Source organism: Pontibacter anaerobius (assembly GCF_026241195.1).
GTDB lineage: Bacteria > Bacteroidota > Bacteroidia > Cytophagales > Hymenobacteraceae > Pontibacter > Pontibacter anaerobius.
This window is the reverse complement of record NZ_JAPFQO010000001.1, coordinates 628,955-652,396: the sequence shown is the minus strand read 5'-3', so window position 1 is coordinate 652,396 and position 23,442 is coordinate 628,955. Positions and strand designations below refer to the sequence as shown.

Sequence of the window (23,442 nt, the reverse complement as noted above, 5' to 3'; positions counted from 1 at the left end):
AGGCTGGCGCTCAACGGTATTTTCAATTCACAATATTCAGGTAGCCAGTAAACTTGCCTTTACCGGGCACGGTGATCACGTAGAAGTAGGTGCTGACTGGCAGTGCCGCCCCTCTGTAGGTGCCGCCCCAATCGCTGCGGTAATTTATTTGCTCAAAGATCAGGCTGCCCCAGCGGTTGTATACCTCCAGTTTTGCATCCGGAAAGTATTCTATGTTTTTGATTTCCCAAGTATCGTTTATACCGTCACCGTTCGGAGAGAAAGCATTCGGGATCTCGAGCAGTTGCCGCACATTTACGACCACACTCACGGTGTCTTCACAGCCTTCCTCGTTGCGCACGGTTAACGTGTAGCGGGTGGTTTGGACCGGGGTGGCTACCGGGTTGGCACTGTTGGGGTCATCCAACCCTGCAGAAGGACTCCAGCTAAAGCTCACGCCGCCGCTGCCAACCAAGCTTGTACTCTCTCCTGCATCGATCTCATAATCCTCCACGTTGGCCACGGCCATCGGCACAGGGTACACATAGGCCTGCACCGGTACCCGCTCTGTTTCACAGCCGTTGCGCACCAGCGTTACGTAGTAGGTTCGGGAGTCTTTCAGTTCCGGCGTTTCAAAGGTAGCACTTGTCGCATTTGCAATAGGTGTTGCAGAAGCAGCGTCTTTGTACCAGCGGTACTCCCCTGCTGTCCCGCCAGTAGCAGACAGCGTCACTTTGCCTGGTCCGCAGGAGCTGCCATCTGTTGCTACCGGGGCGTCTGGCGCTGGCCATACTTTCACTTTTATACTATTGGAGGAGAGGGTGGCCCCGCACTCGTTATGCAGTTTAAGCGTGTACACTCCACTCTCTGTGACATGTAAAGCATTAGAGCCGCTTGCGTACTCTTTCCCGTCACGCAGCCAGGTATAGTTAAAACCTTTATAGGCAGCAGCGCTTAATTCCACAGAACCTCCCTCACAAAACTCCAACGGCCCCTTCGCCTCAATGGCGGTTACGTCAGGTTTTGTGTTGATGATCGCCTCTACCGGCACCCGCTCACTTTCGCATTGCCCGTTGGTAATAGCCACAAAGTAGGTAGTTGTAGTGGACAGCATCGGTGTGGTGAAAGAGGCTTCATGCGCGCCTGCAATGGCTACTCCTCCCTTAGCCGCGGTATACCATCGGTACATGCCAGGCCTGCCGCCGGAGGCTTTTAGGGTTAGGGAGCTTTTCGTACAGCCTACGGCCTCTTCTACTTTAGGAGGTTCGGGCAAGGCCAGCAGTTCTACCTGTTGCCCCTTGCTGCTCCGGAAGGTGCCGCACGCGCTTGTTATCTCTGCCGTATAGGTTCCTGCCTCCTCGGCTACCAGTTCCTGATTACTGCCGCTTATCTTTTTCCCGTCTCTGAACCAGGCATAGGTTACATTTTTATACTCTGGCACCGAGAGCTTTACACTGCCGCCTTTGCAGAACACCAGTTTCCCCGCCGCTTCCACATCAAAGGCAGGTATAGGTTTTTGTATTTCAAACTCTACTTTGTTAGCGCTTTTTACATAGCCACAGAAATTAGACAGCTCCACGGTATAAACCCCAGTTTCTGTGGCTGTGTATTCATTTGATTTATCCGATACAGGCACTCCATCTTTTTTCCATACATAGGATGCCCCTTCCTGCAAAGGCACTGACATCTTCAGGCTACCCTTGCCGCACACAACCAGTGGGTCTGTAAACTCAATTTTGGGGCGCTCTAACCTGCCGGCAACCTCTACCACCAACGTATCCGACTTGCCGACACAGCCATTCTCATCGGTCACCTCTACCACATACTCTCCTGATTGAGTAACGGTGATGGATTGTGAGGTAGCTCCGTTGTTCCATTTGTAGCTTTTGCCAGAACTTGCCGTGAGCAGCACGCTACCGCCGGCGCAGATGGTAGCGGGACCGTTAAGTGTTATGGTAGGTTTTACAGCAGTTGAACAGATTACAACCTCAGCTGTACGGGGGATTTCTTCTGCTGCCCCGGCCTGGGCAGAGAATATGCAAAAACAAAGGATAAGAAGCAGCGTAGCAGGCAAAAACAGATCACGCCTGAAACTGCGGTTAACATCAGGTAAGGGTGATGCTTTCATAGGCACCGTTGGCTTTACTATAAATTATGTCATATACATACCTAATAGTTTTATATTTTGTTCCATCAAAACTTTATTTTTACTAATTATTTGTCAACAAAAACTAATTCATAAATAGCGATATTTAGCTTCTCTGATATGTTTTGCAAAGTATAAGCACATAAAAAAAGCTGCAGTTATACGCTGCAGCTCTTCCTTATACTTTTGTACTGATTTTATACTTTGCCGTAAGCCGTGCGCTCCACTATACTTCGGCCAAGCGTAACTTCGTCGGTATACTCCAGCTCGCCGCCCACCGGCACGCCACGGGCGATGGTAGTGATCCGCAGGTCGAAGTCGCGGAGTTTGCGGGTAAGGTAAAAGGCCGTGGTGTCGCCCTCCATGGTAGGGCTGATGGCCAGCAGAATCTCCTTTACCTCCGAAGCCGGCAGGCGCTCCAGCAGCGAGTCGATGTACAGGTCTGACGGGCCAATGCCTTCGATTGGGGAAATAACACCACCCAACACATGGTACAGGCCCTTGTACTGCGAGGTATTCTCAATAGCGATCACATCACGGATATCGCTAACCACACACAGTAAACTCTTGTCGCGGAGCGGGTTAGCGCAAATGGAGCAGACCTCGGTGTCGGAGATGTTGTGGCACTCCTTACAATGCTTCACCTCGGTGCGCATTTTCACCAGCGCCTCGGCTAGCGAGAGCGTATCCTCAGACTCATGCTTAAGCATGTGCAGCGCCAGTCGGAGCGCAGTTTTCCTGCCTACACCGGGCAGCTTCGCAAGCTCCTCCACGGCGTTTTCAATAAGTTTAGAAGGGAAATTCATCAATCCTGCAGTTCCTCCTCTACTCTATATCTGCCGATAGGTCTTTGTCGTGCAGGGCGGTACACATACCCGACAACTCCTCAAAAGAACCAACCTTAACCGTGCACTTGCCCTTGTAATGGATCAGCATGGTGCACTGCTCGGCCTGCTCTGCCGTGTGGCCACATACTTTGATCAGTGTGTCTATCACATGATCAAACGTGTTCACATCGTCGTTGTACACCACCAGGTTGCGCAGGTCGGTGGTTTCTTCGAGTAATTCGACGTCAACTTCCTCTTTATGAAAAATATCTGTATCCCAATTCATATTGCAAAATTACTAAATTTTACCCATTAAAAGAAGTCCGCCCCCTAAGTATAACACTGTGCTCTGGAGCTAATTTATACTTGCCGGGTGCGTTGTTTTCAACAAAATGCAGCCGGGTATGATTCCCCTTCCCCAGCTATACTTTAACTGGCCGAAAGGCTCCTGTTTTGCGAAATAAGTATAATTGCCGTTTCTTGCACATTGGTTTTACACACAGATTTATACTTTAAAATCATGATGATAGCATACTTGCGGAAGCGGCTGGAGCTGCTCCTGCTACTTGTGGCAGCCACCGCGCAGCTGCAGGCTCAGGACAAGCAACTGACCATGGAGGACGCCATCCTTAACCATGGCCTGCAGCCGCAGGACCTGCAGCAACTGAAGTGGGTGGCCGGCACCAGCGACTTCGCCTACCTGAAGGCAAACAACGGCAACCAGACACTCGTTCGCAGCAGTGCCAACTCCACCAAACAGCAGGACATCCTGACGCTGGAACAGCTGAACAAAGCCGTTATGACCGCCGGTGCAGAAAAGCTCAACAGCTTCCCTACGCTCTACTGGGGCGATGGCAGCAACTTTGTGATGGATGTGCAGAACAGGATCATCGCCTACGACCTGAAGTCCGGCAATGCGCGCGTAGCCATGAACTATGCGGAAGGGGCAGAGAACAAGGAACTGGACCCAACCATGCAGCGCCTGGCCTATACCAAAGGTAATAATCTATACTTGTCGGTACCTGGCGAGGAGGATGTGGCGATAACGAAGGCGGAGAACGAAGGCATCGTACATGGGCAGGCGGCGCACCGCTCCGAGTTCGGCATCACCAAAGGCACCTTCTGGTCGCCGACGGGCACTAAGCTGGCCTTTTACCGCATGGACCAAAGTATGGTTACCGACTACCCGCTGGTGGACATTGCGCCGCTCCCGGCTAAACAGAACAACATTAAATACCCGATGGCCGGCGGCAAGAGCCACCATGTAACGGTGGGGGTGTATGATGTGGAGTCGAAAAAAACGGTTTACCTGAAAACCGGCGAGCCCGCAGAGCAGTACCTGACCAACATTACCTGGAGCCCGGACGAGAAGCACATTTATATTGCCGTGTTGAACCGCGACCAGAACCACATGAAGCTGAATCGCTACAACGCCCAGACCGGAGAGTTTGAGAAAACACTGCTGGAAGAGAAGCACGAAAAGTATGTGTAACCGGAGCACGGTATATACTTTGTACCGGGTAAGCCGGATCAGTTTGTGCGGGTAAGCGAGCGAACCGGCTTTGACCATTTATACTTGTACAACACCAGCGGCAAGCAGCTGCGCCATCTCACCAGCGGCGACTGGATGGTGAAGGAGATATTGGGCTTCAGCAGGAAGGGCGACGAGCTATACTATACCTCCACGGCCGAGAGCCCGCTGGAGCGCCACATTTACGCCGTGAGCCTGCGCAACGGCAAAACACGCCGTATCTCGCAGGGCAGCGGCGTGCACCAAGCTCAACTCAGCCCTGACGCGAAGTATATCTTCGACAACTACAGCAGCCCGGCAACTCCGCGCAAGATCTGGGTGCTGAACACCACCGATGGCAAAGTACAGCAAACGCTGCTCACGGCCAACAATCCGCTCACACAATATACCCTCGGTGAGACCACCATCTTTCCGATCAAAGCGGAGGACGGTACCGATTTGTACGCCCGCATGATCACCCCTCCGAATATGGACAAGAACAAGAAGTACCCGGTGGTGGTGTATGTGTACGGCGGCCCGCACGTGCAGCTGGTAACCAACAGCTGGCTGGGTGGCGCCAATCTCTGGATGCACCTGATGGCACAGAAAGGCTACATCGTCTTCACCCTCGACTCCCGCGGCTCCGGCGACAGAGGCCAGGCATTTGAGCAGGCTACCTTCCGCCAGCTGGGCACCGTGGAAATGCAGGACCAGCTACGTGGCGTGGAACACCTGAAGTCGCTGCCTTACGTGGATGCCGAACGCCTGGGCGTGCACGGCTGGAGCTTCGGCGGCTTTATGACCACCTCCCTGATGACGCGCCATCCGGATGTGTTTAAGGTTGGTGTGGCCGGCGGTCCTGTTATCGACTAGAAATACTACGAGGTGATGTACACGGAGCGCTACATGGACACGCCGGAGCAGAACCCCGAAGGCTACGAAAATGCCAATTTATTAAACCACGTGCAGGACCTGGAGGGCAAATTGCTGATGATACACGGCACCGTGGACGATGTGGTGGTGTGGCAGCATAGCCTCGCTTTTATCAAGAAGGCAGTGGATGAGGGCATCCTGCTGGACTACTTCGTTTACCCGGGCCATCCCCACAACGTAAGGGGTAAAGACCGCGTGCACCTGATGCGAAAGGTGACACAGTATTTTGACGAGAACCTGTAAATTTTATACTTTTGTAACAGGCTACTGCTGGCAGCGGTAGCCTGTAATACTTTACTGCTGCTTTTCCGTAGGTTACACTTTAACCTCTAACTGGTTCATACTTTGGATAAAAAAGTCAGCACCCCTCTGCCCCAACCGGCAAGCAGAGCGGTTAGCAAAAAAAGATTGTCGGACAGCAACGATGATTTATCCTACTGGCTCTCGCAGCCTGCTGAGGCGCGCCTTGCCGCCGTGCAGCAGCTAAGGGCCCAGTATAGTATTTTAGTACAAATGGAGCTGACTCAAGATTTTCAGGAAGTAATTAAACAGTTGAATGCCGCAAAAGCAGAGTATCTGATTGCCGGCGGCTTTGCCGTGGCAGTCTACGGCTACCCACGCTACACCGGCGATATCGACATCTGGATAAACCCTACTGAAGACAATGCCCAAAAAGTGTTGGCCGTGCTCTATGAGCTAGGCTATGATCCGCAGGAAGTAAATCTGGAGGACTTGACCACAGAGGATGTGGTGGTGCAGCTCGGGTACCCGCCCAACCGCATCGATCTCTCCACCGGCCTGAGCGGCGTTGATTTTGAAACCTGCTGGCAGAACAAAGCTGCAATGCCTTTTGGTGATGTGGTGGCGAACTTCATTAGCCTGAAGGACCTGAAAAAGAACAAACAGGCCACTGCCCGCCAGCAGGACCTCCTGGACCTGGAAAATTTACCTCGTTAAGCTATGCCAGCCATCTCACCGGCTTTTCGCCAGGCGGTTAAACAACTGAGCGACAAGGAAAAAGAAGCTATTATACTGAAAGCCGCCCGCCGCGACGCCGAACTGTATGACATCCTGAGGTATGAGCTGCAGGAGGAGGTAACACTGGAGGAGGTGTATGAGGAGGCCGCCGATAAGATTAACGAGCTGCTGATAAACGCCAGCGGCCGCAGTCTGGCCAAAGCCTTAACCAAGGCGCTGCGCAAGGCCATGAAGGAGATCGCCCGCTTTAAGCGCATCACCAAAGAGCCCAAAGCTGAGATAGACCTGCACCTTTATACCTTGCGCCTGATCTTTGATAATTTCACCGGGCAGTTTGACAGTTATTACAAAGGCTTTTACACGGCTACGGCGCGCCTGCTGCTGCGCACCATCCAGCTCATCCGCAAAAAGCTGCACGAAGACTACCACCTGGAGTATAAATCCGAGCTGGACGGTTTCCTGCAGCAGATCCACAGCCGCCCCAAGCACCTGACGGTGGCTTTGCCGCAGGAGTTTGAGATAGAGTAGCTACTGATTTAATAAAAAAGAGACGCAAGGTGTTGCGTCTCTACAAGTATTAATTTTGGGGAATTAACTTAACCCACACTACTCAATTTCCCGCACCTGCACCTCCTCCAGGTTTATCTCAGATACTTTCTCCAGCTTGCCGGCCTCAAAAGCCCTGTCGTAGTTCTCGATCAGAAAATCCTTGTCGGCGATTTTATAGTTGTTGTAGTCCTGGAAGCGAATGCCGCCTATTTCATTCACGTTTGATACCTCCCGAAAGCGGGAGCCGCCGCCATTCTCCTTAAAGTTGTAGGCCAGGTAATCCATGGTGTGGCGGTCTTTGTGGAACCAGTAGATGTACTGGTCCTCGAAGCCTTCGCCGCCCCCCTCCTGGGCAAACGTAACCTTAATCTTTTGGTAAGGCTCTCCTTTGATCTTGACTTCGCCTAAGTATGATTTCTGTACGGCGGCATCGTTCAGGAAGTATGGCAGCAGCGCAAAGTATACTACTGCGTTTACAGAGTTGCTGTACGTCTCCTTTTTCTCCTCCGGCAGCTCCACTTCTGTATCATCTATTGTGCGCTTAAAACCACTATTGCTCAGGACATCATGTACGCGTTGGCCTGTGGAGTCGGTGAAGGTGCGGCTATACACAAAAGCGCCGTTATCCCGCAGGGCGCGGTACTGAATATCGCGGAGTTTAAAGGTAACGATACCCTGGTCTAGCTTTTCGCTGCCGTGAGCTTTAAGAGCGGCGTCAACGATGGCCTGCGCCTCCGATTTCTCGGTTTCGTTTCCGGAGCAGGCACTAAACAACAGCAGCAACCCCAGCAGCAGCCAGGTATAGGTATAGTTTTTCATGGTGTGATGTAACTGTCAGAAGTTTACTTACCCAAAGGTATAAAATCAGGCGGCAAGTATAAAAAGAAAACCACCTCAGCCACCTAGACCGAAGCGGTTTCCTGTCAATACAAAATCTATACTTTATTTCTTCGCAGTAACGTCGAAAGAAACGGTAAACTCATCGTGGATGGCTTTGTCGCCCAGGTTGCCGAAGAAAGTCTCAGAGCCGTAGCGCACATCAAACTTAGAGCGGTCTACCTTCACATCGGCCTTAGCGTTCACAGTGCCGTTATCTACTGTAACCGTAGCCGGGAAGCTCACTTTCTCGGTTTTCTCCTTGATGGTCAGGTTGCCCTCCACGTTATAGTTTGGCTGGCCTGCAGCGGCATCAGCGATCGGAGAAGCGCCAGTGACCTCGAATGTGGCCGTCGGGTATTTCTCTACACCAAAGAAATCGTCAGACTTTAGGTGGCCTACCAGTTTCTGGTTGTCTTCCTCAGCCTCGATGTCTGAGTTAGTGATGGTCTTCATATCGATCACGATCTTACCGCCTGTCAGCTGGTCGCCGTTTACAGACAGTTCGCCGCTCTGCACGTCAATCTCGCCTCTGTGCTCGCCAGTAACTTTTGTACCGTGCCACTGCACGTTGCTCTGGTCCTGCACAATCTGGTAGGTTTCGCCCTCACCCGTCGCGGCAGTTGCCTCAGAGGCTACGGCTGTGGTTTCTGTAGTGCTCTCGGCTTCGGTGTTGCAGGCAGATAAAAATAACGCTGCTGCAAGCGAGGCATAAATTGCTGTTCTTTTCATTTTGGTTTAGTTAAGTATGGAATGGATTAATAAAAAAGAAGCCGCTCCGTCCCCAGAGGCCCGGAGCGGCTCGTGTGGTATGAGGTTATTGTTTCGCGGTTACGTCCAGCGATACCACAAAGTCGTCGTAAATCGCCTTGTCGCCCAGGCCTTCGAAGAAGCTGTTAGAGCCGTAGCGCACATCATACTTGGTACGATCGATGGTAACATCAGCCTTGGCAGAGGCCACACCGTTTTTCACAGCCACAGTGGCCGGGAAAGAAACCTGGTTCGTAATGCCTTTGATCGTCAGGTCGCCAGTGATGGTGGCGTTTGGCTTACCAGCCGCAGCTTTTGCAATTGGCTTTACGCTATTGATTTTGAAGGTCGCGGTCGGGTGTTTCTCCACACTAAAGAAGTCGTCTGACTTCAGGTGGCCCACCAGCTTGGCGTTGTAACCAGCATCTTTAATGTCGGTGCAGGTGATCGCGTTCATGTCGATCACAAAGGTACCACCCACTATCTTGTTGCCGTTTACCTGCATGTCGCCGCTCTGCAGGGCGATGTTACCCATGTGCTCGCCGGTTACTTTCTTGGCGTGCCACTTCAGGTCGCTTTTGGCAACGTCTACTTTATAAGCACGAGCCTTAGCAGGAGCAGCTACTTCTGTAGCATTTGTAGCGGCCACTTTGTTTGTGTTGCCGGCATGGGCTGAGAATAGCAGCGAGCCAGCAAGAGAGGCAAGAATTACGTACTTTTTCATTTATTTCTGTTGGTTAACACTGGTTGTTATGGTTTTCTGTTTAATCTCTGATCTTATCCAGCAGGGTATTCAGCTGCGCCGCCTCCTCCTCTGTCAGGTTGGTGATGCCGGTGCCTTTGCCGCCTTCCAGGTCATCCATCTGCCTCAGCAGCTCCAGCCCCTTGTCTGTTATCAGCACATCCACGGTGCGGCGGTCTGAGGGGCACTGCTTGCGCGTTACCAGCTCTTTGGCCTCCAGTTTGTCCACGATGCGCGAGGCATTGGAGGTTTTATCCAGCATGCGCTCAATAAGCAGGCTGACGGTGGCCGGTTTGGGGTGCTGCCCCCTTAGAATGCGTAGGATGTTGTACTGCGGCAATGTAATGCCAAAGGGCTTAAACATGGCAGCCTGATTCTGCTGCAAATAACCAGATGTGTACACTAAATTGATGTATGCCTTCTGGTACTCGCTCTTAAATGCACTTTGTTTTATTTCATCTTCAATTTTCATGGGCAGCATAAACGTCACAATGATGTCGCAAATATATGTACATACATTTAATGTACAAACACATCAACGAAAATAATTTAAAATAGTTTCCATAACCCCCTGATAAATAAACAGAATGGTTAAACCAGCTAGTTTAAAGCCTGTTACTTCAGGTATATAATTCCCTCCTGCTCCAGTACCAGGCCAAACGGCTCCTCCTCCAGCATCAGAAAGCCATCCAGGTTCACGAAGTTGAACGCGCTGCTCAGTTGCATGGAGCTCCAGGCACCCAGCGTTGTTTCTATACCCGAACCCAGCACCGTCATCAGGCCATACTTCTTTGCCTCCTGCAGCAGCCGCACCGTGTTCAGGTAGCCACCGGCTCGCATCGGGGTTATACTTACACCGTGAAACTGGGTGTGCAGCAGCTCAAAATCAGCCACATCCATCACCGACTCCTCAGCAACAAGTGGCATGGGGCTTATGTTTTTGATCTGCGCGTAGGCAGCTGCCCTGGAGGCGGGCATCGGCTGCTCTATAAACAGTATGCGCCCCCTGTCCAGGGTGTTCAGGAAATGTAGCAGCTCCTCGGGGTTTTGCCAGCTCTCGTGGCCGGCCAGCACCAGCGGCTGCTCGGTTACGCGCAGCACTTCCTGCACCAGTTCCGGCCCCTGCTCCGGGTTTACCTTCAGCTTAAGGTAGCGAAAGCGTCCCAAATCATACTTCTGTAGGTAGTCCTGCACCTCCGCCGGGTCCGTGACAGGCAGCGTAAAGCAGGTTACTTGTGGCTGCGGCACGGGCTGGCCCAGCAGCTGGTGCACCGGTATACCCTTGTGCTGGCAGAAGTAGTGCAGGTAAGCGGCTTCAATGGCAAAACGCAGGCAGTTAACGGGCGGGTGCTGCTCCAATAATTGTAGTAGCTCCTCCATACTTTGCAACTGCGGCAAACCGGCCATCAGCAGCACTTTATACTGCTGCAGCAGCAGTTCAGGTGTTTCGCCGTACCTGGGGTCGGGTGCAGCCTCTCCAAAGCCGCTGTACTCCCCATCCGACACCTGCACCAGAAAATTAACCCTGGTGAGGCCGGAGCCGAAGGCAGTAGTGGCAGCATGTTTCAGTTTGAGGTGCAGCACCTCTATATGCCATTTTAACATAGCGTGTTAAGTAGTTTAATGTAACGAATCGCACAAATTGCACTTTTTATCCCGATTTAGCCACTTTTACATCTGATTATGGACTGCAAAGTATACACTTTTAACATAATGTGGCAGAGCTGAAAAAAATAGTTTCGTGCCGGCCCTGCGCCTATTTGCAACTGTGTTTGCAACCTCTATATTTGCTAAGCTAATGTAGGTGTGCCCTGTGGGTAAAATCCTGAAAACAAGGCTAAACAGCAGCGTTCGCTACAAAGGCTTTTTAACTGTACAGGCTCCGGCCATACTTGTCTTCAACCTTCTTTATGAAAAAGTCTTTTTTACCACTGGCCACACTGCTTTGCATTACCATAGCGGCCATACTTACTGTGCTGCAGCAGTACAGTTTCATCTCTTTGCCCGCCGAGGCCCTGCTGGCCGTGCGCTGGACAGGCATTGGCGTGCTGCTGTTTTACGGCCTGCAGAAGCGCTCCCTCACCACCTGGATCCTGATCAGTATGGTGGTGGGTGCCGAAATTGGTTACGACTTCCCGCAGTTTGCCGTTAACCTGAACGTGCTCAGCAAGGTTTTCCTGAAGCTGATCAAGACCATTATCGCGCCGCTTATCTTTGCCACATTGGTGGTGGGTATTGCCGGCCACGCCAACCTGAAGCAGGTAGGCAGCATGGGCTGGAAGGCTATTGTATACTTTGAGGTGGTGACCACACTGGCGCTCTTCATCGGTTTGGCGGCCATTAACCTGAGCAAGGCTGGCGAGGGAATTGACGCAGGGCTGGCGCAGGGCCACGAGGAAATTGCGGCGGTGCCGGCGCAAAGCACCTCAGATATTATCCTGCACGTGTTCCCGGAGAATATTGCCAAGTCCATAGCCGAGGGGCAGGTGCTGCAGATCGTGGTATTCAGCGTGCTGTTCGCCATCGGCCTGGCCATGGTGAGCGAGAAAAAGCGCAAGCCCATGCTCGATTTCTGCGAGAGCCTCTCCGAGACGATGTTCAAGTTCACGAACATCATCATGTACTTCGCGCCGGTGGGTGTGGGGGCTGCCATTGCGTACACTGTCGGGCATATGGGCTTCGGTATCCTGCTGAACCTGTTCCAGTTACTGGCTACTTTGTATGTGGCGCTGCTGGCTTTCGCCCTGCTGGTGCTGCTGCCGGTGGCGCTGATCGCCCGTGTGCCGATCAGGCGTTTCCTGCAGGCCATCTCAGGCCCGGTTTCCATCGCTTTTGCCACCACCAGCTCGGAGGCTGCCCTGCCGCGCGCTATGGAGGAGATGGAAAAATTGGGCGTGCCGCGCCGCATCGTGGCCTTTGTAATGCCGACTGGCTATAGCTTTAACCTCGATGGAACGACTTTATACCTGGCGCTTGCCTCTGTGTTTGTGGCGCAGGCAGCTGGCATCAACCTGACATGGGAGCAGCAATTGGTGATGGTGTTCACGCTGATGCTGACCTCCAAAGGGGTAGCCGGCGTGCCGCGCGCCTCGCTGGTTATACTTCTGGGAACCGTGGCCTCCTTTAACCTACCGGTGTGGCCCGTGTTTGCCATACTTGGTATCGATGAGTTGATGGACATGGCGCGCACCTCTGTTAACGTGACCGGTAACTGCCTGGCCACGGCCGTGGTAGCCCGCTGGGAAGGTGAGTTTAACCCGCAGCCTGAAACCGGTTTGGTGGAAACGACCAACCCGGAGCTACTACACAGGCTGCCGGAGGAAAAGCAGCCCGAACTGGTGTAACCATACTTCCTCCAAAGCATAAAATCCCCTCCTGCCGAACACAGGAGGGGATTTCTTTTTACAAAACTTTTAAAGTATAAGCTGCCGCCAATCAGGAGCCATTATAAAACAAAAGAGGCTAACCCGTTAAGATTAGCCTCTTTTTGTGCGCAAGAAAGGACTCGAACCTTCACACCTTGCGGAACTGCCGCCTGAAGACAGCGCGTCTACCAATTTCGCCACTTGCGCATTTTACTTACCAACCGCCATAACGGATTGGTTCTGCAAATATAACAGGTGGATTTATATATACAATACTTCCGGCCCGGGATATTTTTCTCGGGTTATACTTTATGCTGTCTCTCAGGCTACAGCATTTTCCTTTCGTTTCTCTTTTTAGCGTTTTATATTTTACCAGTAGCACAGAAGCACCTTTTAGGGTGAAACAGCCCCAAAACAGCAAAGGGTGCAGGAGTACCCTGCACCGCTTTACCGCATTCTAATCTACTCACCTTATTTTATGTAGCCATCTACAGGCTAAACAGTCATTACTTGTGTGGCACATTCGCCAACGAGGGAGTGGCTCTATTTGTAAGCCTCGTTCTGCACCAGGTTCTTATTCGCATCCATATCGAAGGCCGGGATAGGGAATACCTGCCTGGCAGGGTCAGCCAGGTTTACATCGGGGCCGTTGGTGCGCGGAATCCCGGTCAGCTCATTCAGGGCCTGCCCGGTGCGCACCAGGTCAAAAAAGCTGTGCCCCTCGAATGCCAGCTCCAGCTTCCGCTCATGCCAGATGGCCCGCAATGCTTCCTGCGCATCGGTTAGCCCCTCAATTGGCGCAATGCCAGCCCTTTGTCTTATAGTGTTCAAATCAGCAAGCGCACCATCTACATCGCCAGTTTTGGCTCTTGCCTCTGCCCGATTTAGGTATACTTCACCCAGCCTAATGATCTGGATGTTATCGATGGCGCTGGTCTTGCCATACTTGGTGGGGTAGTGAACATCCTTGCTCTGGTAGTAGCCGAACATCTTTCCCCGTACGTCATTCGGGTCTGCCGTTGCCTCTTCGTAGAAGCTGGTGTGGGCCATTATATCGCCGCGCCCTCCCAGCGACGAAGGATAGTACCAGTTGTTTATCCCGCTCTGATCTGCACTGTTGAAGTTGAGCTCAAAGATAGCCTCCGTGGTAAACTTACTCGAGAAGATGTTCGCGAAGCTGGCGACAAGGCTATACTTTGGGTCCGCAATTATGGCGTCGGCATATGTGATGGCCTGCTCTGGTTTGCCTAAGTATAAATACAGCCTGGACAGCAAAGCGCGCGCTGTTCCTTTCACCGCCTGAGACCTGGTAAGCAGGTCAGTCTGATGCGCCTCCGGCAACATCTCCAGCGCGGTCAGCAAATCAGACTCCACCTGCCCGTACGATTCTTCCAACGATGCCCTGGACGGAAAGAAGGACTCATCTACTTTTCTGGATGGCTTCGTAATGATCGGGACGCCCAAAGTACCTACCACACCAGGAACGCCACCAAACACCTTAGTAAGGTCAAAATAAGCCAACCCTCTTACCAGGTATGCCTGCCCAATAATTTTGTTTTTCTCCTCCTCCGTGATATCAGCGAGCGGTGGCACTTGCTCTATGATATTGTTCGCCACATTTATCGCTCTATAAGCCCTTGTCCAGAAGTTGCCGGTTTCCAGGTTACTCTTATCGATCAGGTAGGTATCCATTTCCCGGTAAAAATCCCAGGTGCCTATACTTTGCGCGACATCCGAAGAAATATCCCCCATAATCAGTAGGTTGCTACCATAGTAGTTACCACTTTGTAATTGGTCGTAAAGGCCAGCCAAGGCGGCCTGCGCCCCTTTTTTATTGGAGATAGCAATATCTTCTGACACCTCAGCCTGTGGTTCCTGGTCCAGCACCTCGCAGGAACTCATGGCTCCCGCTAGACACAGCACCCCGGCCAGGTAAGCCAACCTCAAAGTATAATTTTCTTTAGCCGTCTTCCTTTTCAGCTTTTCTGCGGCCTCTATAAATCGTCTATATATATTCATCTGCATAAAAACATTGTTTAGGACTAAAAGCTCAGATTAAAACCACCCATAAACACCCTTGGCTGCGGCAAGCTGTAAAACTCTATGCCCTGTGCCAGGGGGTTATCCCCGATGCCCGTTAACTCCGGATCCAGGCCTGTATACTTTGTAACCGTGAACACATTCTGCCCAGTGATATATACCCTTGCCCTGGAGATGCCTACTTTACTCACCAGCGCCTGCGGCAGCGTGTACCCAAGGGAGATGTTTTTCAGACGCATGTAAGAGCCGTCCTCCAGAAAGCGTGAAGGCCTAAGGTTACCTGCATAGTTGGCGGCGGTCATTTTCGGCACCATAGTCACATCGCCGGGTTTCTGCCACCGGTCCAGCTGGCTTTTCATAAAGTTGAAGTCCCGCACCCCGCCGTGCTCGCTAAAAAAGCGGTTCCAGTTCAGCTGGTCGTTGCCGTAAGAGTATTGCAGGAAAAACGAAAGATCGAAAGCTTTGTAGTTCAGCGTGTTCGTAAAACCTCCGAAGAAATCCGGGTTGGCGTCTCCCACTATCTTGCGGTCCACGTTCGGGTCGAACTCACCGTCTCCGTCCACGTCTGCGAACTGAATGTCGCCGGTTGCGGGGTCTACGCCGGTTTGCTCATGGAAGTAAAACGAGTACAGCGGATATCCCTCCTCATAACGGAAAAGGTCGCGGTTATACACATTAAAAGGAGCCGCCAGCTTGGTTACCTTATTCTTGTTAGAGGCAATGTTGAAGTTGGCATTCCAGGTAAAGTCTTCCGATTTAATCACATCCGCGATCACAGCCAGCTCAAACCCCTTGTTCTCGAGAGCACCATAGTTCTGCACCAGCGAGTTAAAACCTGATGTCCGGGGCAGCGGCACGGCCAGTAGCAGGTCTGAGGTCTTCTTTACATAGTAATCCGCGATGATATTAACCCGGTTGTTAAACAGGCCCAGATCCAGTCCGATATCTGTTTGCGCGGTTGTCTCCCACTTCAGGTCTGGGTTAGCTAATTGCACCGGGCTCACACCCGGAATATCGGCGTAGGCAGATGAGCCGCCCCACAGGCCTAAAGCCTGGAAATCTGAAATGCCGCTCTGGTTACCAGTAATGCCGTAGCTGGCCCTGATCTTAACATCACCAACAAAATCCGGCATAGGCTCAAAGAAGGCCTCCTCTGATACTACCCAACCCAACGCGACGGACGGGAAAGTTCCCCAGCGGTTATCGGCACCAAACCTGGAAGAAGCATCACGGCGAACATTGATCGTTGCCAGGTACTTATCCTTATAGTCGTAGCCGATACGGGTAAAAAACGAGGCAATGCCCCAGCTAGAGGCGTTGGAACTGGAGCGCTGCACCGCCGCCGAGGTGATTTTCCGGAAGTCGTTGCTCGGGAACTGCTCCCCTACCGCCTGTGTCATAGAAAAGGCCGACTCCTGCAGCGTAGTGCCGAGCAGCACATTAAACGAGTGCTCGTTTCTGGCGAACTCATAGCTTAGCACGTTCTCCTGTATCCAGTTATCATTCTGGGTGGCCAGCGACAGGCCAAAGCCGTTTGTGCCCGCCCCGTTGTTCAGCAAGGTGTTGTCGTACAGATCCTCCAGCACTGTACTGTTATCCAGGCTAAAGCTGGACCGCAGCCGAAGGCCGTTAGTGATTTCGTACTCAGCGAACACACTACCCAGAAAGCGGTTCGTGCTCATCTGTATGTCGCTTTCTTTTACCGCCGCAATAGGGTTCTCGAAGATACTGAACTTCGTGTAAGAGCCGTCCGGCTTGTAGTATGGCAGGTTAGCCGGGAAGGCGAAGGTACCGGGCATGGCACCTGAGATATTATCATCGTTTCTTAACCGGTTGCGCTCATTGCGGGAGTACAGGATGCTCGTCCCCACCTTCAACTTATCTACAGGATAGAAATCCAGGTTAACACGGGCGGTGTTACGCTTAAAGTCAGAGCCGATCATCACCCCCTCCTGGTTAAAGTGATTTGCCGATACCAGGTAGTGCACCTTGTCTGTGCCGCCGCTTACCGACAGATCATAGTTGCTGATTTTTCCGGTTCTAAAAACGGCGTCTGCCCAGTCCGTAGAGATGGCACCGTCGGGGTTAGCATACTTTGGCGCTTTGCCGTTGTTGATAAAGGCCTCATTCATCAGCCTCTCATAGGTGGGGCCATCCACTACATCGGGCAGGCGCGGGGCGTTTTGGATGCCCGTATACATGCCCAGGCTTACTTTCGCTTTCCCGCTGCTGCCGCGCTTGGTGGTGATGAGCACGACACCGTTAGCGGCACGGGCACCATAAATAGCAGTAGCCGAGGCATCCTTCAGTATTTCCATCGACTCAATGTCTGCAGGGTTTATATCAGCAATAGGGCTGGTTGTGCCTCCTCCCAAGTCTATCCCCGACAAATTGTTGGCCTGGATAGGAACGCCGTCTACGACATATAGCGGGTCGCTGGAGCCATTGATAGAGGATGAGCCGCGCACGCGCACAAACACGCCGCCGCCGGGCGTACCTGTGTTGGAGGCTACCTGCACACCGGCAGCACGCCCCTGCAAAAGCTGGTCGCTGCTGGCCGCAGGCAGGTTTGCAATCTCCTCAGAACTCACAGATGTCTGTGCGCTGGTCAGCGTTTTACGGTCCTGTTCGCCATACCCTGTCACCACTACCTCTTTCAGTAGCTTTTCGTCTGATGCAAGGCTGACGTTAATGGTGCTCTGGCTTCCAATTTCAACCTCCCTGATCTGGAAACCTATATAACGGAAGACAAGAGTGCCTCCCTGTACAGGCACTGTTAGCTGATAGTTACCGTCCAGGCCGGTTGTAACGCCGGTTGTGGTTCCTTTCAATAAGACACTCACTCCGGGCAATGGTGATCCATCTGCTTCAGATGTCACCACCCCTGTTACTGTGCGTCCTTGTGCGAAGGCACTTAAGGCGGACGGCACGCTCAGTGTTAAGAAAAAGATAAGTAATAGGTGCTTCATAAATAACTCGATCGCTTGTTGTGTAAAGTATAATTTCCTCCGCAGGCGACAAGGCAAAGTACAATTAACCGTATCACACATAGCATAGCTTCGCCATGAATGCATTATTGGCTAAATGCAATTAAAGCCTCACCAAGAGGATTACAAAGAAGGAGTTCCAGATTAGGGTTGGGCTGTGGCAGGCATACTTAAAAGAAGTATAGCAGGCTCAACCAGTGCGGGTTATTTTAAGGGGCAAAGAAAGACTCCGGCTATGGCCAGATGCACTTCATACATCTTACAGGCAAACAGACCAGAGAAAACGGCAATAAACCAAACGGAACCCGAAAAGCGGATTCAAACTCATAAACAAGCAGTTAACCACAACAATGGAATAGTTGCATATTAACGCTGCAGCATGAAGCTTCATGCCACACCCAGGTATAAGTTTTCTGTGCTTAATCGTTAGGCATCACCCATTTACTTAAGCTTATCGCTGTAAGTATATTTCTTATTTTTAAAGAAAACAATATTATGGCAAATAAATTTTCACAAGCAATGCACACATAAACAACCTTTTAGCAAATTTAAAAGAAGTTGTTTCCATAAACCACGACCCTGCACCCGTTTACTATTGCATAGGTTACCTCCCTTTCTTAGCCCTGGCTCTATCATTATATCAGCTGTATCGCTACACATCTATCAAAACACCTCCTCTCCCACCACCCCAACCTGTTAGCCCCGAAGTCGGAACAAAAAAATTATATAAAGACATTTGCAATAGACAGATATTATCGCTAACTCATAACTTTCTATAGTTATAACACCCTTTTACTTTACAAAAGCTTACCACACCTGTACCAATACAAGTATAATCTAAACCTTTATTAACCAAAATTTAATAAGATATGACATCAGCTCTACGCGCTGCACTCTCACCGCGCCTGCTGTTGGCTGGCTCACTGGCCTTGCTGCTGGCAGGACAGCCGGCGGAGGCACAGAAGCAGCGATCCAAGCGAAAGAAATCCGCTACTACCGCCGTGGACCCGAAACTATACGATGGCCTGACCTGGCGTTCTATCGGTCCATACCGCGGAGGCCGCTCAGGCACAGCTGTGGGTGTGCCGGGCAAGCCGAACCTATACTATTTTGGCGCTACAGGCGGTGGCGTGTGGCGCACCACGGATGGCGGCGCTAGCTGGGAAAGTATATCTGACGGTACCTTTGGAGGCTCCATTGGCGCTATGGCCGTAAGCGAATCCGACCCTAACGTTATTTATGTGGGAGAGGGCGAGCAGACGGTGCGCGGTAACGTTTCGTCGGGCTTCGGGGTTTGGAAATCAGAAGATGCGGGTAAGAACTGGCAGCACATTGGTCTGAAGGACTCCCGCCACATTGGCCGCATCCGTGTACACCCTCAGAACCCAGATATAGTATACGTAGCTGCCATGGGCGATCTCTATAAGCCTAGCGAGGAGCGCGGCGTGTACAAAAGTACAGACGGCGGCAAAACCTGGAAGCGCACGCTGTTCGCCAACAAAGATGCTGGCGCCGTTGACCTGATCATCGACCCTAATAACCCGCGTATACTTTACGCCACCACCTGGAACGTACGCCGCACGCCATACAGCCTCTCTTCCGGCGGCCCTGGCTCCGGCATCTGGAAAAGCACCGATGGCGGCGATAACTGGAAAGAGATTTCCGGCAACAAAGGCCTGCCAAAGGGCACGCTGGGCATCATCGGCGTAGCCGTGTCTCCGGTGAAATCGGAGCGTGTGTATGCGATGGTGGAAGCGGAGGAAGGTGGCCTTTTCCGCTCCGACGACAGCGGCCTTACCTGGCAGAAAGTAAACGATGACCGCAACCTGCGCCAGCGCGCCTGGTACTATACCCGCGTGTATGCCGACCCGAAAGACGAGGATGTGGTGTATGTACTGAACGTATCCTACCATCGCTCCAAGGATGGAGGCCGTACTTTTGAGAGCAATAATGCCCCACACGGCGACCACCACGACCTCTGGATAGCCCCGGAGAACCCATCGCGCATGATTATGGCTGACGACGGGGGTGCCCAGGTCACCACGGATGGCGGCATGAACTGGAGCACCTACCATAACCAGAACACGGCACAGTTCTACCGTGTCACCACAGACAACCATTTCCCTTACCGCATCTATGGTGCGCAGCAGGATAACTCCACCGTTCGCATCGCACACCGCTCCGGCGGCTATGCCATTACGGAAGATGACTGGGAAAGCACGGCTGGCGCCGAAAGCGCGCACCTGGCTGCGGATCCAACAAACCCTGAAATTGTGTACGGAGGCAACTATGGCGGCTTCCTCTCGAGGGTAGACCACAGCTCAGGCCAGGAGCGCGTGATCAATGTATGGCCGGATAACCCGATGGGACACGGCGCGGAAGGCATGAAGTATAGATTCCAGTGGAACTTCCCGATTCTGTTCTCCCCGAACGATCCGAAGAAACTTTATACCACCTCCAACCATGTGCACGTTACCTACAACGAGGGCCAGACCTGGGAAACCATCTCCCCTGACCTGACTCGCAACGACTCGACCAAGCTGGGTCCATCTGGTGGCCCGATCACAAAGGACAACACCAGTGTGGAGTACTACGGCACCATCTTCGCCATAAACGAGTCTAAAGTACAGCCGGGCGTCATTTGGGCGGGTTCTGATGACGGACTTGTGCACGTAACCAAGGATGGTGGCAAGAGCTGGACAAACGTAACGCCGAAGAACATGCCGGAGTGGATCATGGTGAACAGCATCGACGCGCACCCAAGTATAGCGGGCGGTGCCTACGTGGCTGCCACCATGTATAAATCCGGCGACTTCAGGCCATACTTGTACAAGACCACCGACTACGGCAAAACCTGGACAAAGATTACGGACGGCATACCGGCGCACCACTTTACCCGTGTGCTGCGCGCAGACCAGAAGCGACCGGGGCTGTTGTATGCCGGTACCGAGTACGGCATGCATGTATCGTTTAACGACGGCGACAGCTGGCAGCCGCTCCAGCTCAACATGCCGATCGTGCCAATCACGGACCTTACTATTAAGAATGACAACCTGATTGCCTCCACGCAAGGTCGTGGTTTCTGGCTGATTGATGACATTACGCCGCTGCATACCATGAACCAAAGTATAGCCAGCAGCAAGTTTCACCTATACAAGCCGATGGACGCCTATAAAATGGACGGAAGCAGCAGGGGCAACTCCAAGACAGCCGGCGAGAACCACCCGGGCGGCGTGATGGTGCACTATTACCTGCCGCAGCAGCCGGATTCTGCCACCACGGTTACCCTGGAGTTTATGGATGCCAACGGCAAGCTGATCCGCAGCTACGCCAGCAACGCCAAGGAGAAGAAAGAGAAACTGGAGCTGAAGAAAGGCCTGAACCGCTTTGTGTGGGACATGCGCTACCCGGAGGCCACCAAGTTTGATGGCATGATTATCTGGGGAGGCGGCACGCAAGGCCCGAAAGCTATACCCGGCAAGTATAAAGCAAGACTGACCGTAAACAAAGAAAGCCAGGAAACCGATTTTGCCATACTTCAGGACCCACGCAGCAAAGCTTCTGCCGAGGATTTACAGGCCCAGTTCACGTTCCTGATGGAAGTACGCGACAAGCTGACGGAGACCCATGATGCCATCAAGGACATCCGCACCATGCGCGGCCAGATCAAGACACTGAACGGCAACCTGAAGGGCAACGATGGCTACAAAGACATTGTAGATGAGGCAAATAACATTGAGAAGAAGATCACGAAGATTGAGGAAGCACTGTACCAGACCAAGAACCGCAGCGGCCAGGACCCTCTCAATTTCCCGATCCGCCTGAACAACAAGCTGGCGAACCTGGTGGGCCAGGTGAGCACCGGCGACTACCGCCCAACCGATCAGGCCTATAGCTTTAAGAAAGAGGTAACCGCGCAGATTGATGAGCAACTGAGCCAACTGAAGCAAGTGAAGGAGCAGGATATCCCGGCTCTGAACAAGCTCATCCAACAGAAGAACGTAGATTTCATCAGCGTAAAGAAAAAGGATGAAAAGGAGAAAGCCGGAGCCGCAACATCTTCTTCGCAAGACTAGGTTTATACTTTATCCAAACAGAAAATCCCCGGCCAGAAGTATGGCCGGGGATTTTTTTATACTTCCAGACTTACTGCCGCACCGTTACATACCCACTCAGACTTGCCCCGACAAACTTCTCCCAAGCGCCCAGGCTCGACTTCCGGGAGTAGCTGCTACCGCCAAGCTTACCACCCAACGAGATGGCATACTTATCCACTCCATCGCCAGGCAGGTACTCTATGCCCAGGAAAAAATCATCGCCGGTGTAAATCCCGTAGGGCTGCAGGTTTATACTTATCCATCCATCCTTGGTCGTTAGCCGCTGCACAATGCTTTTCTCCACTAGCCGCTCGCCGGGCAGTCCATTATTGTTTTTATAGAGGTTAATACGAAAAAGGGCTGAGTCCAGCTTTTGGCTTGTCAGGTAGAAATGCGCTGAAAGCAGCTCTGTTGCCCTGCCTTTTACCGCAATAAAGTTGGCGAACTCATACACGTCTTTCCCTTCGTGGTGCTCAGGGTTGCCCCATACCACGGGTAAGCGGCCAGTAACACCCAGCTTGCGGGTTTTAAGATTTCGGCTCTGCACCACTACTTCCTGCAGCATGTTCACCTTTTCCAGAAGCTTTACCTCCAGCGGTTGTCTCTGGCTAAGTTCCTGCACCGGCACCGACACCTCCTCATACCCCACGGCAGAGAAGGTAATTGTGTCATGCTGCAGCGATTGAGGAAATGAAAGTATAAACTTCCCCTGCTCATCCGAGGCCGTGCCAAGGTTCTTGTTCCGGATACCGATATTGACGTAAGGCAACCCCTTACCGCTTACTTGCTCCAGCACCCTGCCCTGTAGCTTTATACTTTGTGCCTCTGCTCCGAAGGCCAGGAGCGCCAGTAAGAGAGTGAAAATGTGTTTGCTCATAGTGCAGCTAGGTTTAAGTGTGACTTTACTGGTAAGAGCCCTAGTCGGCTGAAAGGGTTGCAGGCTGACGGAATTTCCCGTGCCAAGGCGCAAACTACTGTTATAACTCTATTTATGATTGGAAATTTGCCCTATTCGTGAGATATTGAGATTCCTAACCCAACAAAACAACTGAAGAGCAAACACTTGGTTACGACACAGCAAGCAAAAGAAAAGATAAGTCGCCTTACCAGCCGGCTTCGCAGTTACCGGGTGTACCACCGCTATCTTGGGGTTGGGCTGGCCCTGTTCCTGCTCATCAGCAGCCTGACGGGTTTATTGCTGGGCTGGAAAAAGGATGTGGACCTGCTGCAGCCCCCCACCCAGAAAGGCGTCACAACTGATCTGAACCAGTGGGTTCCGCTTTACCAGATGGCCCGTATCGCCACCATTGCCCTCGACTCTGCCCAAAGTATAAATGACAACCCGATAGACAGGTTGGAGGCGCGGCCGGATAAAGGCATCGTGAAGGTACTTTTCGCGGACGGGTATTGGGAAGTGCAGCTGGATGGGAGTACGGGCAAAGTACTGTCGGTGGCCCGCCGCCACTCTGATTGGATCGAGCACCTGCACGACGGTTCCATCATCAGCGACGGGTTTAAACTCATCAGCATGAACGTACTGGGGATAGGCCTGCTGGTGCTCACCTTAACGGGGCTCAGCCTGTGGTTTTTCCCGAAGCAGATCAGGAATCTCAAGCAATAGCCCCAAAATCAACTTAACTAAAACATTTATTTAAGCTGAAAT

The 23,442-nt window shown here is 52.2% G+C and carries 18 protein-coding genes, 1 tRNA gene and 1 pseudogene; 8 read left to right on the top strand and 12 right to left on the bottom strand.

What is annotated here, in order from left to right:
* Positions 1 to 22: 22 nt before the first annotated feature.
* The 3 genes from OO017_RS03035 to OO017_RS03025 all read right to left on the bottom strand — a co-directional run bounded on the left by OO017_RS03035 (position 23) and on the right by OO017_RS03025 (position 3,238).
* The gene (locus tag OO017_RS03035) at positions 23 to 2,107 is read right to left on the bottom strand and encodes an Ig-like domain-containing protein (RefSeq protein ID WP_266050953.1); all 2,085 of its coding nucleotides are present in this window, start codon (positions 2,105 to 2,107) and stop codon (positions 23 to 25) included.
* Between the two features lie 215 nt (positions 2,108 to 2,322).
* Entirely contained in the window at positions 2,323 to 2,931 is a 609-nt protein-coding gene (recR, locus tag OO017_RS03030; RefSeq protein ID WP_266050952.1) for a recombination mediator RecR, read from the bottom strand.
* A 19-nt stretch (positions 2,932 to 2,950) separates the two neighbouring features.
* Positions 2,951 to 3,238: an ATP-dependent Clp protease adaptor ClpS gene (locus OO017_RS03025; RefSeq protein ID WP_266050951.1), complete on the bottom strand. Its 288-nt coding sequence runs from the start codon at positions 3,236 to 3,238 to the stop codon at positions 2,951 to 2,953.
* A gap of 234 nt (positions 3,239 to 3,472) precedes the next feature.
* Between OO017_RS03025 and OO017_RS03020 the strand changes: the two are divergent.
* The 5 genes and pseudogenes from OO017_RS03020 to OO017_RS03000 all read left to right on the top strand — a co-directional run.
* Positions 3,473 to 4,777 (top strand): annotated as a pseudogene (locus tag OO017_RS03020) (DPP IV N-terminal domain-containing protein); the annotation flags it as partial.
* A gap of 24 nt (positions 4,778 to 4,801) precedes the next feature.
* Positions 4,802 to 5,335 (top strand): alpha/beta hydrolase family protein, encoded by a 534-nt coding sequence (locus OO017_RS03015; protein ID WP_266051029.1) that lies wholly within the window; start codon positions 4,802 to 4,804, stop codon positions 5,333 to 5,335.
* 15 nt (positions 5,336 to 5,350) lie between these two features.
* A complete protein-coding gene (locus tag OO017_RS03010) occupies positions 5,351 to 5,638 on the top strand; it encodes an alpha/beta hydrolase family protein (protein WP_266051028.1) in 288 nt (95 codons plus the stop codon).
* A gap of 165 nt (positions 5,639 to 5,803) precedes the next feature.
* The gene (locus tag OO017_RS03005) at positions 5,804 to 6,352 is read left to right on the top strand and encodes a nucleotidyltransferase domain-containing protein (RefSeq protein WP_266050950.1); all 549 of its coding nucleotides are present in this window, start codon (positions 5,804 to 5,806) and stop codon (positions 6,350 to 6,352) included.
* Between the two features lie 3 nt (positions 6,353 to 6,355).
* Positions 6,356 to 6,901 (top strand): hypothetical protein, encoded by a 546-nt coding sequence (locus tag OO017_RS03000; protein WP_266050949.1) that lies wholly within the window; start codon positions 6,356 to 6,358, stop codon positions 6,899 to 6,901.
* A 78-nt stretch (positions 6,902 to 6,979) separates the two neighbouring features.
* On the opposite strand, the gene OO017_RS02995 is transcribed toward OO017_RS03000, so the two are convergent.
* From OO017_RS02995 to OO017_RS02975, 5 genes are all read right to left on the bottom strand, one after another.
* Positions 6,980 to 7,741, bottom strand: coding sequence for a DUF6503 family protein (locus OO017_RS02995; RefSeq protein ID WP_266050947.1), 762 nt, complete (start codon positions 7,739 to 7,741; stop codon positions 6,980 to 6,982).
* Between the two features lie 123 nt (positions 7,742 to 7,864).
* Positions 7,865 to 8,530, bottom strand: coding sequence for a YceI family protein (locus OO017_RS02990; RefSeq protein WP_266050946.1), 666 nt, complete (start codon positions 8,528 to 8,530; stop codon positions 7,865 to 7,867).
* An 85-nt stretch (positions 8,531 to 8,615) separates the two neighbouring features.
* Positions 8,616 to 9,272 carry a YceI family protein gene (locus tag OO017_RS02985; protein WP_266050945.1) on the bottom strand — a complete coding sequence of 219 codons (657 nt, stop codon included), beginning with the start codon at positions 9,270 to 9,272 and terminating at the stop codon, positions 8,616 to 8,618.
* 40 nt (positions 9,273 to 9,312) lie between these two features.
* Positions 9,313 to 9,762, bottom strand: a complete 450-nt coding sequence (locus tag OO017_RS02980; RefSeq protein ID WP_266050944.1) for a MarR family winged helix-turn-helix transcriptional regulator — start codon at positions 9,760 to 9,762, stop codon at positions 9,313 to 9,315.
* Between the two features lie 143 nt (positions 9,763 to 9,905).
* Positions 9,906 to 10,895: an enolase C-terminal domain-like protein gene (locus tag OO017_RS02975; protein WP_266050943.1), complete on the bottom strand. Its 990-nt coding sequence runs from the start codon at positions 10,893 to 10,895 to the stop codon at positions 9,906 to 9,908.
* Positions 10,896 to 11,200: 305 nt separating this feature from the next.
* Between OO017_RS02975 and OO017_RS02970 the strand changes: the two genes are divergently transcribed.
* A complete protein-coding gene (locus OO017_RS02970; RefSeq protein WP_266050942.1) occupies positions 11,201 to 12,634 on the top strand; it encodes a dicarboxylate/amino acid:cation symporter in 1,434 nt (477 codons plus the stop codon).
* Positions 12,635 to 12,780: 146 nt separating this feature from the next.
* On the opposite strand, the gene OO017_RS02965 is transcribed toward OO017_RS02970, so the two are convergent.
* From OO017_RS02965 to OO017_RS02955, 3 genes are all read right to left on the bottom strand, one after another.
* Positions 12,781 to 12,862 (bottom strand) — tRNA-Leu (locus OO017_RS02965).
* Between the two features lie 336 nt (positions 12,863 to 13,198).
* Positions 13,199 to 14,674, bottom strand: coding sequence for a RagB/SusD family nutrient uptake outer membrane protein (locus tag OO017_RS02960; protein WP_266050941.1), 1,476 nt, complete (start codon positions 14,672 to 14,674; stop codon positions 13,199 to 13,201).
* Positions 14,675 to 14,697: 23 nt separating this feature from the next.
* The gene (locus OO017_RS02955; RefSeq protein ID WP_266050940.1) at positions 14,698 to 17,664 is read right to left on the bottom strand and encodes a SusC/RagA family TonB-linked outer membrane protein; all 2,967 of its coding nucleotides are present in this window, start codon (positions 17,662 to 17,664) and stop codon (positions 14,698 to 14,700) included.
* Between the two features lie 887 nt (positions 17,665 to 18,551).
* Between OO017_RS02955 and OO017_RS02950 the strand changes: the two genes are divergently transcribed.
* Entirely contained in the window at positions 18,552 to 21,758 is a 3,207-nt protein-coding gene (locus OO017_RS02950) for a WD40/YVTN/BNR-like repeat-containing protein (protein WP_266050939.1), read from the top strand.
* Between the two features lie 70 nt (positions 21,759 to 21,828).
* On the opposite strand, the gene OO017_RS02945 is transcribed toward OO017_RS02950, so the two are convergent.
* Positions 21,829 to 22,656, bottom strand: coding sequence for a carboxypeptidase-like regulatory domain-containing protein (locus tag OO017_RS02945; RefSeq protein WP_266050938.1), 828 nt, complete (start codon positions 22,654 to 22,656; stop codon positions 21,829 to 21,831).
* A 186-nt stretch (positions 22,657 to 22,842) separates the two neighbouring features.
* On the opposite strand from OO017_RS02945, the gene OO017_RS02940 reads away from it, so the two are divergent.
* Positions 22,843 to 23,400 carry a PepSY-associated TM helix domain-containing protein gene (locus OO017_RS02940; protein WP_266050937.1) on the top strand — a complete coding sequence of 186 codons (558 nt, stop codon included), beginning with the start codon at positions 22,843 to 22,845 and terminating at the stop codon, positions 23,398 to 23,400.
* Positions 23,401 to 23,442: the final 42 nt, after the last annotated feature.

Excerpts from the sequence above, each read along its gene's own strand:
- OO017_RS02945 (WP_266050938.1), bottom strand. The coding sequence starts at position 22,656 with ATGAGCAAACACATTTTCACTCTCTTACTGGCGCTCCTGGCCTTCGGA.
- OO017_RS02985 (WP_266050945.1), bottom strand. The coding sequence starts at position 9,272 with ATGAAAAAGTACGTAATTCTTGCCTCTCTTGCTGGCTCGCTGCTATTC.
- OO017_RS03025 (WP_266050951.1), bottom strand. The coding sequence starts at position 3,238 with ATGAATTGGGATACAGATATTTTTCATAAAGAGGAAGTTGACGTCGAA.
- OO017_RS02950 (WP_266050939.1), top strand. The coding sequence starts at position 18,552 with ATGACATCAGCTCTACGCGCTGCACTCTCACCGCGCCTGCTGTTGGCT.
- OO017_RS03010 (WP_266051028.1), top strand. The coding sequence starts at position 5,351 with ATGTACACGGAGCGCTACATGGACACGCCGGAGCAGAACCCCGAAGGC.
- OO017_RS02980 (WP_266050944.1), bottom strand. The coding sequence starts at position 9,762 with ATGAAAATTGAAGATGAAATAAAACAAAGTGCATTTAAGAGCGAGTAC.
- recR (WP_266050952.1), bottom strand. The coding sequence starts at position 2,931 with ATGAATTTCCCTTCTAAACTTATTGAAAACGCCGTGGAGGAGCTTGCG.
- OO017_RS02990 (WP_266050946.1), bottom strand. The coding sequence starts at position 8,530 with ATGAAAAGAACAGCAATTTATGCCTCGCTTGCAGCAGCGTTATTTTTA.
- OO017_RS03000 (WP_266050949.1), top strand. The coding sequence starts at position 6,356 with ATGCCAGCCATCTCACCGGCTTTTCGCCAGGCGGTTAAACAACTGAGC.
- OO017_RS03035 (WP_266050953.1), bottom strand. The coding sequence starts at position 2,107 with ATGAAAGCATCACCCTTACCTGATGTTAACCGCAGTTTCAGGCGTGAT.
- OO017_RS02955 (WP_266050940.1), bottom strand. The coding sequence starts at position 17,664 with ATGAAGCACCTATTACTTATCTTTTTCTTAACACTGAGCGTGCCGTCC.
- OO017_RS02970 (WP_266050942.1), top strand. The coding sequence starts at position 11,201 with ATGAAAAAGTCTTTTTTACCACTGGCCACACTGCTTTGCATTACCATA.
- OO017_RS02960 (WP_266050941.1), bottom strand. The coding sequence starts at position 14,674 with ATGAATATATATAGACGATTTATAGAGGCCGCAGAAAAGCTGAAAAGG.
- OO017_RS02975 (WP_266050943.1), bottom strand. The coding sequence starts at position 10,895 with ATGTTAAAATGGCATATAGAGGTGCTGCACCTCAAACTGAAACATGCT.
- OO017_RS02995 (WP_266050947.1), bottom strand. The coding sequence starts at position 7,741 with ATGAAAAACTATACCTATACCTGGCTGCTGCTGGGGTTGCTGCTGTTG.